The sequence below is a fragment of the Hirschia baltica ATCC 49814 genome (assembly GCF_000023785.1).
GTDB lineage: Bacteria > Pseudomonadota > Alphaproteobacteria > Caulobacterales > Hyphomonadaceae > Hirschia > Hirschia baltica.
On the sequence record NC_012982.1, the window covers coordinates 488040 to 500836 of the forward strand.

The window sequence follows — 12797 nt, forward strand, 5'->3', positions numbered from 1 at the left end:
TTTGCCTGTTAAGATGTGAGCTGAAAGTACCTCAATGCGCCAATACCTCGATTTGCTTCAAGATGTTTTAGACAATGGTGTTGAGCGGGGAGACCGGACTGGAACGGGAACCAAGGGTGTTTTCGGGCGTCAGATGCGGTTTGATCTGTCCGAGACATTTCCAATCTTAACCACGAAAAAATTACATCTTCGATCCATTATTATTGAGCTTCTATGGTTCCTGAAGGGTGATACAAATATCAAATACCTTACGGACAACAAAGTTTCTATCTGGGATGAATGGGCTGATGAAAATGGGGATCTTGGGCCGGTTTATGGAAAGCAATGGCGTTCATGGGCCGCGCCGGATGGGCGTGTGATTGATCAGATTTCTTGGGTATTGAACGAGATTAAAACCAACCCAAATTCACGTCGCTTAATTGTATCTGCGTGGAATCCCGCTGATGTGAATGATATGGCTTTGCCGCCTTGTCATTGTCTGTTTCAATTTTTTGTTGCGGATGGAAAATTGAGTTGTCAGTTGTACCAAAGATCAGCGGATGTCTTTCTTGGAGTGCCTTTCAATATTGCTTCTTATGCCTTGCTTACGATGATGATGGCGCGGGCAACGGGTCTTGAGGCCGGTGAATTTGTGCATTCCTTTGGTGATGCTCATCTGTATATGAATCACATTGAGCAGGCGAAATTACAACTGACTCGTGATACGAAGCAGCTCCCTATAATGACACTAAACCCTGATAAAACTGACCTTTTTGGCTGGGATTACGAAGATTTCACCCTCCATGGATACGAAGCTCACCCTACGATAAAAGCTCCGATTGCAGTTTAAGCTTCTATCATTTTTATTTGTGTTTGTTTTTATAAAAAAGTTATATAAAACAAATAAATATACTTTTTGTTGAATAGTAATTCGCGCATCTGATTGCACAAAAATATGTGCAATAGCAGTTTGTTGGGCGTGAAGCTGACAAAAGTTAAAATGTAATAAAGGGTTGATTTTTTCTTAAAAACAGGGCCGAAACTATTATTCGTGCGAAGGAGCCGAATTGTTTTTGGGGGTTCCTAAAACACTTGATTGACCGAAGGGGGTCTATACCGATGAACATGAAATCTAAATTGCTACTCGTATCAGCTGCTGCTGTTCTTGGCTTGTCTGCTTGTCAAAAAGCTGAAGAAGCTGCAAATGGTGCTGCTGAAGCTGCTGGTGAAGCAGTTGATGCAACTGTCGACGCTGCTGGTGATGCAGCAGATGCTGTGGGTGAAGCTGCTTCAGACGCTGCAGCAGCAACAGGCGACGCTGTTGATGCAACAGTTGAAGGCGCTTCAGAACTAGCTTCCGATGCTGGTGACGCTGTTGAAGGTGCTGCTGAAAAAGCTGGTGAAATGGTTGGCGAAGCTAAAGACAAAGCAGCTTCCGCTTTGGACGGCATGAAAAGCGATGCAGCTGATAAAGCATCAGAGCTAGAAGATGCTGCAGAAGCTGAAGTTGAAGAGCACACAGACGGCCACTAGGCTTTTCTGACTTAGTCTCTTGAGATTAGAAAAAGGGTGGTGCCAAATGTGCCACCCTTTTTTTATGTTAAGCTTGATGTCGGCTTTGCAGGTGGTGTTTCACGAGAGCGGACAATGCCTGAAACGACAGCAGCGCCAAAGAGTTTTCCAATGATGGACATTATCCAATTGGGGAATGTTAGAAATTTTGCACCCAATAAGAAAACTGTTGTGTCTATCGGGGCGGCTATTGCGCTGGACAGCATGATGCGGGTTGAGAGCCTGAATTTTGTGAATGTAAATAAAGCCCAATCAACCAATTCCGCGATTGCGAATGCTGCAGCAGATGCCAAGGCAATCTCAGGGCTGGCATAATAAAAAGACCAACCCACGCCTATGAGCATAGCAAGCAAAACTTTGTGCTTCATTTCCTGCTGGGTGAAATCTCTCACTACAAGCACTAGCCCAGTGACGATGGTGACAGGATTAAATCCAAATTCAGGTGCAAAAGGGAGTGCGATATTGGGTGCCCAGCCAAAACTCCAATTTACAAAGGGAATTATGGCGACATAGAGAAAAGCCCAAGCGCGCCCGTTGAGCAGCCATAGAATAATACCGGTCAGCACATATCCACATAATACAATGGGAAGATGTTCACTTGAGCGATACGCAATTGCATCCACAAATGCATTTAAAAGGCTGAAATCTGAATTTGGTGTGGATTCCATATTGTCGGCCTTTGGGCAAAATACTAAAGAGGCTGTAGGTTATCCTTTATTATGTATTCTTTGCGTGCTGTTAAGTCAGGTTGGCAATAATATATTGGCGATCGGCTAGGGAATGGAAATTCCCCAACAAAAGAGAAAAATAGTGTCTTCTAAAAGTTCCAATACATCACTTCATCTGCCTAAACTCGCTATGATTGTGGCACGTGCAAAAAATGGCGTCATCGGTGTGGATGGTGATTTACCCTGGCGTTTGAAGGGGGATTTGAAGTTTTTTAAATCCGTCACACTCGGTAAGCCGGTTATTATGGGACGCAAAACGTGGGAGAGTTTACCTTTTAAGCCTTTAAAAGGGCGGGCAAATCTTGTGGTGTCTCGTCGACATGATTTTGATGCTCAAGGTGCGCGCGTATTCCCAAGTCTTGGTGTTGCCATTGCGGCTGGGCGTGCAATCGCAGATCAAACCGATGTTGAAGAGGTTATGATTATCGGCGGTGGAGCGATCTATACTGCAGCATTTGAAAATGTCGATGTGCTCTATGTGACTGAAGTCAATACAGAGCCAGAAGGCGATACTTTCTTTCCAGAGATAGATGATGACGTCTGGACGTGTGTTGAGGAAACTAATCATGCTGCCGATGAAGATAATGATCATGCATTTGTGATGCGCAAATTAGTACGCAAACCTGTATAAACGGAAGCTCTAACAATTAAGCGAGTTGAAAGTGTTCATCTGCGTTTCAGTTTTATAGCGCTAGTTTGAGTGTGATTAGCGGTTTTGTAAAAGAGAAAATATGGTCCGTTTTTTTGCTACAAGCATACTTGCGGGATTGCTAATCGTGCAATCAGCTGCAGCTTTTGTTGTGGAGGGGCCACGTAAATCAACAGGTAATCCGATTGAGGATTTAAGACGTGCTTCTCGCTGGGCAATGACGGATGGGTCTCTTGTAGAGACGCAGCAGCGCGGGTTGGGCGGTGGTTTGGAATATTCTGTCGATGTCAGCATATGTGAGCTGCATTTTGTTGATGATACAAATTGTGACCAAGCTAAAAATGTTATTGCACAAGCTTTGGATCGCTGGTCTTCAGGGCATCCGGTTTTAAAATTCACAGATGTGACAGGTCAAATTAAACCAAGTTTCCCCCTTGCTGTGTTTGGTGAAACTGATCAGGGCGCTGAAATAGATTTTTATGCTTCTAGTGCATTGGAATTTCCAAATTTTCGAAATGCACTGATGAATGGCTATACGATTTTTTATGACCGACCGACCAATTATGTCACGCTTGCCAATGGGGTGCGGTCAACAGATGTAAAAGATCGAATTGAAAGCGCCGATGTGCGGGTCAATAAAGAGCGTTGTTTTTATGTTGATGAGAATTTGGAGAAAACGCATCCTAGCTGTGTGCATTTTCCAACACTTATTTTGCATGAAGTTGGCCATGCTTTAGGGTTAGGCCACCCCACAGAGCGACCATCTCTAAATATTGATAGTGATGACATTCCCTATAATGAAATACCCATAAATTGCATGGCCTCTACAGAGGGGTTGAAACCCTCGATAAAAGTTGCGGGAAGTGCCGCTATGGTGCGCAGAAATGTGCAGGCACCGGGGATATGGAAGCGCGGCTTGTCTAATGATGATGTTGCTGGGCGTGATGCGCTCTATCCAAATTGCGACATTGAGAATTTACCGCGCTTTAGTCAGTTATGGGGCGGTTTTTCTCGTTCTGAAAATGGCAGTGTAGGCTTGAGTAAAGGACAAGACACAAGGAATGATGCTTTGCTGTTAGCGCAAAAAAATTGTAGCGCCACATCTGGGGCTTGTGTGTCGGTGGAGCCGTTTAATGGGTGTTTTGTCTACGCAATGGCGAAAGAGGAGGTTGGCAATTCTGGGTCTGCTTTTGATTGGCGTTATTGGGCAGTTGCCAGTGCCCAAGATCCGGTTGCTGCGCGAGTAAATGCTGTGCGTGATTGCAATCAAAAGCGCGGCATCGGGAATGCTTGTCGCGTCCATACCGAGTTTTGCGCTTTTGATCAGTAGTAGGAGTTCTTCAAACTATACTGAAAGCAATTCCACACGTTTGGGATTATTGGTGTTTAACCATTCATCTACGAGCGGCAAAACCCATTCACTTGCTTCATTGATGAATGAACGTACTTGAACTGGATCATAAGAAGGAAGCGCGGACATATCATATGCGCGTTGAATGTCTTCTGCGCGCTCTGGGTGATAAAGTGAAAAGATATCGCGGCGAATATCCAGATCCTCAGTGTAGGTTTGTTCTGCTGCTATCACGCTTGCATAGCCTGCAGATACAATGGCGTGTCCGACATTGGCTGAAACTGAACGAATAATGCGGCGACTGTCTGAGGTGAGTGTTTTTTGTTTTGCTTGTTTGAGCCTGTTTTCAAACGTGACAAGCATAGGATTTGCGACGGCTTCGTTCACGCACTGGGGCGTGATCAAGCGCGTGACTGGACGTCCGCCCACACACACTGAATTTACACTCAAACGGAATTTTGCTTGTGAATAACGTCCCATAGGCGAGAAAACCTGATGCCATTTGAGAACGTGAATATTTAGTCCAAATTTACAATTGTGATCACGTCGTAAAGCTTCAGCAGCAGATACACACCAACTAGGCGCATTTGAACTTTTTGCGTTTTTGTGGAGGACGATAAAAATCGAACCACCACCAGGGCGGTTGCGTGCTGCTGGACCAGTAAGGTAAACGCTGTGTAGATCTTGCTCAAAGCGTTCATGCGCATAATCAACGGCGCTTTCGCTTAGGTTTGACCAGAGCGGAGAAAGCTCTTCTCGCTTGACCGCAATATTTAGGACGCGTCCAAATTCATCCTGCGGCCAGAAAACACCGCGGATAGGATATGAGAAGGACATAGATAAAGCTCCGTCAAGACGATAAGAAAACGCACATAGCTTTCTGCTAGACTGGTGCTCCCTGCAATGAGGAGGCCATGCGTCTAGGAAACCCTAAAAAAAGGTTAAAATAAATAGGGGAGGAGCAACAAATTGTGAGAAAGTAGCTGTTCTATATGTAATTTCTTGGTTTTCTTGCGGTAGGTAAAATTTGCTAAAAATTTACTCGAAAATTATGCGTGGTGGAGCCTTGCCTTGAGGCGCATCTAATGAGGCGATTATCTGTTCGGCTATTAGGCGAAAGCTGTCTTGAACTGGGCCATTTGTTAGAACAGCAGGTGTGCCATTATCTGCATCTTTGCGTATTTTAGGCACTATTGGAAGTTCTCCCAAAAATGGAATGTCTAGCGCTTCAGCTGTTTTCTTTGCGCCGCCCTCACCAAAGATATAAGTACGGTTATTGCTAACTGGATCATCAAACCAAGCCATGTTTTCAATGATACCAAGAACGGGTGTATGCGTTTTGTGGAACATTGCGACCCCTCGACGAACATCGGCGAGCGCGATTTCTTGCGGTGTAGAAACAATGACCGCACCCGTAAGCGGTGCGCGTTGGGCGAGTGATAGTTGGATATCACCTGTTCCGGGCGGTGTATCGACAAACAAAATATCCAGATTGCCCCATTCTACATCTTTCATCATTTGGTTGATTGCTGAAACAACAACCGGACCGCGCCAAATCATTGGTGCATCCGTGTCTGCCAGATAGCCAATCGACATGGTTTTGATGCCATGTGCTTCAATCGGAATGAGCTTACCTTCTTTGTTTTGTTGCGGCTCTATTTCGCTGGAGCCAAACATTGTGGGAATAGAAGGGCCATAAACATCTGTATCGAGAATGCCGACTTTGAGGCCCAGTTGCGCGCAGGCGACAGCGAGATTTGCAGTGACTGAGGATTTGCCAACGCCGCCTTTGGCACTTGCAATGGCGATCATTGCATTCACGCCGGGAAGGCTTGTGCGTTCTGCAGGTGTCGAACTGGCTTTTGCGGGACGTTTGGCATCTTTAGTCGCCGTACCGTCACCTTTTTGCATCCGATGAGTGGCACCGGGAGCCATAGCTGGCTGAGACGAGGGACGAGATTGCGGCGTTTCTGAATGTGAAGTCATGACGACTGTGACCTTAGAAACGCCATTAATCTGACTTACGGCCTCTTCAATAGTTTTTTGGAGAGAATCAGCTTGAGGAGATGGGCCTCCATCAATTTCGATAATGAAGCCCACTTGGCCCCCATTTTGTATGGAAAGACCTTGAACTCTTTGGGACTTAACGAGGCTTTTTGCTGTATCTGGGTGAATAATTACGTCAAGAACGTCAAGAACAGCCTGTTTGAGGTCAGAATTCGTGTTTGTCACGGTTGAAGCTTTCCAAAGTTAAACGATATTAGATAGTTGATATAGTGTAGACTTTTAAATCCGAAAGGAGTGGCGTAAATGCCTTGGAACGATAATAAGGGCGGCAAAGGTCCGTGGGGCGATGGTCCTAAAGGATCTGGCGGTGATGATAAAAGTCCTTGGGGGCGTCCGGGCGATAATGGCCAACAAGGACCAGACCTAGAGGATAGTCTAAAAAAGATGCAAGAGAAATTTGCAAATCGTCGCAAGGGCGGCGGTGGACGTGGTGGCAAAGGTTCAAAAGGTGGCGGCGGTTTCAGCGGCGCTGGCTTTGCTATGTTTGCTGTCGTGGGTCTTATCGGTTGGTTAGCCACTGGTGTGTTTCAGGTGAATGAACAAGAGCAGGCAGTAGTGCTGCGCTTTGGTGAGTTCCACTCGACACGTGGACCGGGTTTCCATGTTCGTTTCCCTGACCCAATCGAAACACATGAAATCGTACTTGTGAACGAAATTCAGAAACTTCACATCGGTACGGGTGCTTCTGAAGGCCAAATGCTGACAGGTGATGAAAACATTGTGGATATTGATTTTGTGGTTCACTGGAAGGTGAATAACCCACAAGATTTCTTGTTCAATGTGAACGGTCCGGAAAATACACTGAAATCTATTGCTGAAAGCTCCATGCGTGAAGTTGTTGGTAAAATGGATTTCCAAAGTATTATTTCAAAAGGTCGTGATGAAGTGCAAACGTCTACGCGTGAGCTTATTCAGAGCACTTTAGATAGTTATGGTGCTGGTATCGAGATTACAGTCGTTCAGCTTGATAAATCTCAACCGCCTGCCGTTGTGAATGATGCATTCCTTGATGTGAACAACGCAGCTCAAGATAAAGTATCGACAATCAACCAAGCGACAGCTTACGCCAACAATGTTGTACCAAGGGCGCGTGGTGAGGCAGAAAAAATTCTTCAAGAGGCAGATGCGTATCGCTCAAAAGTGATTGCAGCAGCTACCGGTGAGGCAGAACGTTTCCGTCTTGTATTTGAAGAATATCGTAAAGCACCGCGTGTAACGCGTGAACGTATGTATCTTGAAACTATGGAAGAAGTGCTTGGTCGTTCAGAGACAATCATTCTGGACAATGATGCTGGCGCAGTTCCGTATCTTCCGCTTGATCAACTTCGTCGTGGGGAGAAATAAGAATGGCTAAAATATTAGGACCATTTGCGCTTATTCTTGTCGGTTTGGCAGCAATAGTCGCGTTTAATTCGTTTTACATTGTGCGTGTGGATGAACAGGCCATTTTGATCCAGTTTGGTGAAGCACAAAGCGTTATCAATGCGCCAACGCCAATTGTATCAGTTGAAGAGGGCGAAGCTGGCGTTCCTGAATATGATAATCTTAACAAAGAGAATTCAGAAGCAGGTCTGCATTTTAAAGTTCCATTCGTTCAGAATGTCGCCATTTTTGATAAAAAGAATCTCGGCTTTGACTTGCCCGCTCTTGAAATCATTGCGGCTGATCAAGAACGTTTGAATGTTGATGCGTTTGCGCGTTGGAAAATTGTTGATCCATTGCAGTTTTTCCGATCTGCAAACAATGAACGCGGTGCGCGCGCTCAGTTGAACGGCATTATGATTGGTGCGCTTCGTAAAGTTTTGGGTGAAGTTGAAACACCTGATATTATTTCCGGACAGCGTGCTGAATTGATGATGTCTATCCGTGACATCTTAAATGATGGTGCTGAAAAATACGGTATTGAAATTGTTGATGTGCGTATCACACGTGCAGATTTGCCACGCGCCAACTCTGAGCGTGTGTTTGTGAGAATGCAGACAGAACGTCAGCAGCAAGCTGCAGAGATCCGCGCCGAAGGTGAAGAGCAAGCTTTGAGAATCCGTGCGGAAGCAGATAAAAATGCGACTGTTCTTCTTGCAAAAGCAAATGAAGAAAGTGAAAAGATCAAAGGTGATGGAGATGCACAACGTAACGCTATTTACGCTAATGCATATAATTTGGATCCTGAATTCTTTTCTTTCTACCGTTCAATGGATGCCTATAAAAACGGTGTAAAAGCTGGCACTCCAATGGTGTTGTCACCTGATAGCGATTTCTTTGGTTATTTCGCTAACAAAGACGGTGGAAACTAACTTTTTGGGTTCTGGTTGATTGATCAGAATAAATTGAGAGTTTGGCTTTGCCATTATTTTGCCGTGTCAGCCATAGATGGTTGGCGCGGCTTTTTATTGTGATGAAGCCTGTTTTGCATTTTAGTTGGATAAATTTGCTACAGAGAATTGAGTTTGTATAAACTAAAGCGTAAGTCGATTCATGCAGGAATTGAGGAAACAAGAAATGAGACAATCACACTTGCAAGCTAGTTGGAGTGTCGCACTGACATTGTGCGTAGGTCTTGTTTTGGGTTGTTTCAGTGTTGCTTCAGCTCAAACTGCCATTGAAACACCTGCTCAGGCTCCACAAAATGCGCCTGACAGTTTTTCAAAGCTGGCAGCACGCCTTATGCCGTCAGTTGTGAATATCTCAACTCGTCAGACGATGAGCGCTGGCTCTGGCATAGGGGCATTTGGTGAGGATTCGCCGCTTGAAGAGTTTAATGAGTTTTTCAATCGCGATGGTGATGGTCTGAAACGGGTGTCTTCACTTGGCTCTGGCTTTATTATTGATGTTGAAGGTTATGTTGTTACCAATAATCACGTGATTGAATCGGCTGACGAGATTGATGTCGTTTTATCAGATGGGACTATTCTTGCGGCTGAACTCGTTGGACGAGATGCTGCTACGGACTTGGCTTTGCTAAAAGTTGTCCCAGAAGCGCCTCTCATCTCTGTGGATTTTGGCGATTCTGATTCAGCATTGGTGGGCGATTGGGTTGTTGCGATTGGGAACCCGTTTGGGCTGGGTGGCACCGTGACTGCGGGTATCGTCTCCGCGCGTGATCGTAATATCAATGCAGGTCAATATGATGATTTTATTCAAACAGATGCTGCCATTAATAAAGGAAACTCTGGTGGACCATTGTTTAATTTAAATGGTGAAGTCATTGGCGTGAATACGGCAATTTATTCTCCTAGCGGTGGCGGAGGGTCTGTGGGGGTTGGCTTTTCTGTACCGTCAAATCTCACAACCCAAATCGTGCAGCAACTCAAAGACAAGGGCTTTGTAGAGCGTGGTTGGCTGGGGGTGCGTGTTCAAGGCGTTACGCCTGAATTAGCGCGCAGTTACGGGCGCAAACGAGCCGTTGGCGCGATTGTAACGCATGTGACAGAGAATAGTCCGGCCTCACGTGCTGGGCTTGAAATCGGAGATTTGATTTACGCGTTCCACGGACAAGAAATTAAAGAAACGAGAGATTTATCTAGCATTGTTGCAAGTGCGCCTATTGGTGAGGGAGTTGCAATGTCGGTGCTTCGTAAAAAGAAAGAAACAGAAATTGTCGTGACGTTGGATCTTATGGAATCTGATGTCCGTTCTGATGAGCCAGTAGATTATTCCGGTGCACCATCATTTTCGAATTTATTGGGCGTAGAATTATCTGTCATTTCAGATGAAGATCGTCGCCGCTATCGTATTCCTGCCTCTGTTGAGGGGGTGGTGGTTGTGCGCGTTGAGCCTGGTTCTGATGCTATTGGCAAGTTATCAAAAGGTGATGTGATCGTAGAGGTCAATTTTTTGACAGTCCGCACACCAGATGAAGCGATTGCTGAAGCTGAAATTGTAGCAGCGCGGGGTGAACCTGTCTTGCTTCAATTTTATCGCGATGGAGACACCACATTTAGATCTATACGGACTCGGCAGGACAGCTAATTTCATTACAACGCGCATAGAGAAATAAAGCGTGAAAGAGCTAAGAAGCCTCGCGACAAAAATTTTTATAAGATCTAAGGTTTTTTATTGATCAAATTTATCCAGCCATTAGATTTTATGCGGTCACTTCTTGTTCTGGAAGTAAACTAAGTTATGTTTGATGTATGACAAAATTCAAACTTCCTTCATGCCCGGTTTCTCGTGCTGCTGTTATTTTAGGGTCACGCTGGTCTTCTGAGATTATTAGAGAGTTTGTCTTACATGGAACGCGACGTTTTCAAGACCTTCAGGACACTCTCAAAGGTATTGCGCCGAATACACTTTCAAATCGTTTGAAATTATTTGAAGACCATGGGGTATTGGAACGGCGATATTATGAGAAGCATCCCCCGAGGGCAGAATATGTACTCACCGAAAAAGGTAAGAAGTTGGAGCCTGTTTTGAGGGCTATGCAGGTTTGGGGCAGTGAAGCCAAATAGATAAATACTTCCAAACCAGCAGCTATCTCATCTGGAGCCGTAATGCGCGCTTAAATTAGTCAGTGACGAATTCAGATTCGTGATAACCTTGAAAGAATAGAGCGGGGATTAGGCTTTTGCCTTTGATGGCCACGTCTGCCTGAGCAGAAACAACAGGCTTGGCGCAATAGGCGAGGCCCATGCCTGCTGCTTCAATCATAGCCAAATCGTTTGCACCATCTCCCATGGCTAAAGCATCAGCGGCGGTAACACCCGCAATAGCTGCTTCCTCATTCAGTGCAATTAGTTTTGCTTCACGACCAAGGATAGGCATGCCGACTTCACCAGTCATGAGATTGTTTTCAATTATGAGTGTGTTGGCGCGGTTGTGGTGAAAGCCAGCTAGTTCTTGAACTTTGGAAGTGAAAAATGTGAAACCGCCAGAGACGAGTACACAGCGTGCGCCATATGCTTCCATTGTTTTGACAACAGTGCGTGCGCCTTCATTTAAGGTGATACGTTCTTTAAAACAATCTTCGAGAACTGATACTGATAGGCCTTTGAGCATTTCAACGCGTGTTTTCAATGCGCCTTCAAAATCCAGCTCACCACGCATCGCACGTTCTGTTATTTCAGAAACTTCGTCTTTTTTGCCAGCAAAGTCTGCAAGTTCATCAATACATTCCTGACCGATAATTGTGGAGTCCATGTCGGATATGAGTAGTTTTTTCTTGCGGTTTTCTTCGGGAACGAAAGCAAATTCACCACGGCTATCTTTTAGTTGGATAGCGACATCTTCGGCTAGCTCTTCCCATGCATCTTGTTCTATGCTGCGTTCTTTGCAATTCCATGTTTCGCCGCCAAGGTCGGTAATGTCACCAATAGCACCATGTGCGCCTTCTAGAATACGGTCTATTGCAGAAGACAAATTGTCGGATTTTTTTGCGGCGATAACAAGTTTCATAAAACCCGTACCCTTATAGTTAGAAGTGGGCGGTAAGCTTAAAAAGGATAAGCTCATAGTGCGAACCGCGCCAGCAATACTGATCCACGGGCCAACTGCAAGCGGAAAAACAGATTTATCTATCGCACTTGCAAAAGAGTTGGATGGTGAAATCATCAATGCTGATGCTATGCAGGTGTATAAGGACCTATCGGTTTTGTCTGCAAGACCTTCAATAGAAGAGATTGCACAAGCACCTCATCACATGTTTGGTCATGTTGATGGTTCTCAGCGTTATTCTACGGGATTATGGCTTAAAGACGCATGTGAGCGCATTGAAGATATTCGGGCGCGCGGAAAAGTGCCTATTCTCGCTGGTGGGACAGGACTGTATCTGTCAGCGCTTGTGCACGGCCTTTCTAAGGTGCCGGATGTCCCTGAAAGTGTAAAACGCAAAGCATTGGATCAAGTTGAAGAAGATCGAGAAGCTGCGCATAAGGCGCTTGCTTTGGTTGATCCAGAGGCTGCAATGCGCATTCGGCCGTTAGATATTCAAAGGCTAACTCGCGCGCTTGAAGTATTTTATCATACTGGCAGGTCAATTACCTCGTTTCAAACTCCTGAGCCGCCATTTTTAAAACAAAACGAATGGGTCGGTTTCGCGTTAACGCCGATACGCGCAGAATTATATGCGCGTATTAATGCGCGTTACGATAAAATGCTGGAAACAGGCGCGCCAGACGAAGCCCGTATTCTTTATGAACGGGGCCTTTCCAAGGATTTACCGATCATGCGAGCGCATGGCATGCCCGGTTTTTGTGAGTATTTTGATGGGGCAATTCGTTTGGAAGACTCTATTGAGCGAGGAAAACGAGATACTCGCCGTTACGCTAAAAGGCAGTTTACATGGATAGCCCATCAATTTCCGTTTTGGGCGCGTATTCCTTCAAATAGTCTGGAAGTTCGCAAAAAGGTGATATGTTCTATTCATAGTGAGATTGACGAAAGAGTTTTGAGGGGCTAAAGCCATTCTCACAGTTTTTTGGGAAAGATCATGCTCAACGCATCTATCGTACTACTC

At 45.3% G+C, this 12797-nt stretch carries 13 protein-coding genes; 9 read left to right on the forward strand and 4 right to left on the reverse strand.

Translation table 11 applies throughout. The annotated features are described in order from the left end of the window. Positions 1-34: 34 nt before the first annotated feature. On the forward strand, positions 35-829 hold the full coding sequence (locus HBAL_RS02270) for a thymidylate synthase (protein ID WP_015826306.1): 795 nt from the start codon (positions 35-37) through the stop codon (positions 827-829). A gap of 269 nt (positions 830-1098) precedes the next feature. After that, positions 1099-1512 (forward strand): hypothetical protein, encoded by a 414-nt coding sequence (locus HBAL_RS02275; protein ID WP_015826307.1) that lies wholly within the window; start codon positions 1099-1101, stop codon positions 1510-1512. A 62-nt stretch (positions 1513-1574) separates the two neighbouring features. On the opposite strand, the gene HBAL_RS02280 is transcribed toward HBAL_RS02275, so the two are convergent. Beyond that, on the reverse strand, positions 1575-2219 hold the full coding sequence (locus tag HBAL_RS02280) for a VUT family protein (RefSeq protein WP_015826308.1): 645 nt from the start codon (positions 2217-2219) through the stop codon (positions 1575-1577). A gap of 142 nt (positions 2220-2361) precedes the next feature. Here HBAL_RS02280 and HBAL_RS02285 point away from each other — a divergent pair, with 142 nt between their 5' ends. Together HBAL_RS02285 and HBAL_RS02290 are read left to right on the forward strand one after the other, a co-directional pair. After that, on the forward strand, positions 2362-2910 hold the full coding sequence (locus HBAL_RS02285; RefSeq protein ID WP_015826309.1) for a dihydrofolate reductase: 549 nt from the start codon (positions 2362-2364) through the stop codon (positions 2908-2910). 100 nt (positions 2911-3010) lie between these two features. Next, positions 3011-4258: a DUF4189 domain-containing protein gene (locus HBAL_RS02290; RefSeq protein WP_015826310.1), complete on the forward strand. Its 1248-nt coding sequence runs from the start codon at positions 3011-3013 to the stop codon at positions 4256-4258. 15 nt (positions 4259-4273) lie between these two features. Here the strand turns inward: HBAL_RS02290 and HBAL_RS02295 are convergent, their stop codons facing one another. Together HBAL_RS02295 and HBAL_RS02300 are read right to left on the reverse strand one after the other, a co-directional pair. Continuing rightward, positions 4274-5116 (reverse strand): hypothetical protein, encoded by an 843-nt coding sequence (locus HBAL_RS02295; RefSeq protein WP_015826311.1) that lies wholly within the window; start codon positions 5114-5116, stop codon positions 4274-4276. A gap of 201 nt (positions 5117-5317) precedes the next feature. Beyond that, a complete protein-coding gene (locus HBAL_RS02300; protein ID WP_015826312.1) occupies positions 5318-6511 on the reverse strand; it encodes an Mrp/NBP35 family ATP-binding protein in 1194 nt (397 codons plus the stop codon). A 78-nt stretch (positions 6512-6589) separates the two neighbouring features. Here HBAL_RS02300 and hflK point away from each other — a divergent pair, with 78 nt between their 5' ends. The 4 genes from hflK (at position 6590) to HBAL_RS02320 (ending at position 10794) form a co-directional block, all read left to right on the forward strand. Then, a complete protein-coding gene (hflK, locus tag HBAL_RS02305; RefSeq protein WP_015826313.1) occupies positions 6590-7690 on the forward strand; it encodes an FtsH protease activity modulator HflK in 1101 nt (366 codons plus the stop codon). 2 nt (positions 7691-7692) lie between these two features. Further along, entirely contained in the window at positions 7693-8640 is a 948-nt protein-coding gene (gene hflC / locus HBAL_RS02310) for a protease modulator HflC (protein WP_015826314.1), read from the forward strand. 205 nt (positions 8641-8845) lie between these two features. After that, a complete protein-coding gene (locus tag HBAL_RS02315; protein WP_015826315.1) occupies positions 8846-10315 on the forward strand; it encodes a Do family serine endopeptidase in 1470 nt (489 codons plus the stop codon). A gap of 164 nt (positions 10316-10479) precedes the next feature. Next, a complete protein-coding gene (locus HBAL_RS02320; protein WP_015826316.1) occupies positions 10480-10794 on the forward strand; it encodes a winged helix-turn-helix transcriptional regulator in 315 nt (104 codons plus the stop codon). A 55-nt stretch (positions 10795-10849) separates the two neighbouring features. Here the strand turns inward: HBAL_RS02320 and serB are convergent, their stop codons facing one another. Further along, complete coding sequence (gene serB / locus HBAL_RS02325; RefSeq protein WP_015826317.1) at positions 10850-11737, reverse strand: phosphoserine phosphatase SerB; 888 nt, start codon at positions 11735-11737, stop codon at positions 10850-10852. A gap of 58 nt (positions 11738-11795) precedes the next feature. On the opposite strand from serB, the gene miaA reads away from it, so the two are divergent. Next, complete coding sequence (miaA, locus tag HBAL_RS02330; protein WP_015826318.1) at positions 11796-12740, forward strand: tRNA (adenosine(37)-N6)-dimethylallyltransferase MiaA; 945 nt, start codon at positions 11796-11798, stop codon at positions 12738-12740. Positions 12741-12797 lie beyond the last annotated feature (57 nt).

Excerpts from the sequence above, each read along its gene's own strand:
- HBAL_RS02270 (WP_015826306.1), top strand. The coding sequence starts at position 35 with ATGCGCCAATACCTCGATTTGCTTCAAGATGTTTTAGACAATGGTGTT.
- HBAL_RS02275 (WP_015826307.1), top strand. The coding sequence starts at position 1,099 with ATGAACATGAAATCTAAATTGCTACTCGTATCAGCTGCTGCTGTTCTT.
- HBAL_RS02280 (WP_015826308.1), bottom strand. The coding sequence starts at position 2,219 with ATGGAATCCACACCAAATTCAGATTTCAGCCTTTTAAATGCATTTGTG.
- HBAL_RS02290 (WP_015826310.1), top strand. The coding sequence starts at position 3,011 with ATGGTCCGTTTTTTTGCTACAAGCATACTTGCGGGATTGCTAATCGTG.
- HBAL_RS02295 (WP_015826311.1), bottom strand. The coding sequence starts at position 5,116 with ATGTCCTTCTCATATCCTATCCGCGGTGTTTTCTGGCCGCAGGATGAA.
- hflK (WP_015826313.1), top strand. The coding sequence starts at position 6,590 with ATGCCTTGGAACGATAATAAGGGCGGCAAAGGTCCGTGGGGCGATGGT.
- hflC (WP_015826314.1), top strand. The coding sequence starts at position 7,693 with ATGGCTAAAATATTAGGACCATTTGCGCTTATTCTTGTCGGTTTGGCA.
- HBAL_RS02315 (WP_015826315.1), top strand. The coding sequence starts at position 8,846 with ATGAGACAATCACACTTGCAAGCTAGTTGGAGTGTCGCACTGACATTG.
- HBAL_RS02320 (WP_015826316.1), top strand. The coding sequence starts at position 10,480 with ATGACAAAATTCAAACTTCCTTCATGCCCGGTTTCTCGTGCTGCTGTT.
- serB (WP_015826317.1), bottom strand. The coding sequence starts at position 11,737 with ATGAAACTTGTTATCGCCGCAAAAAAATCCGACAATTTGTCTTCTGCA.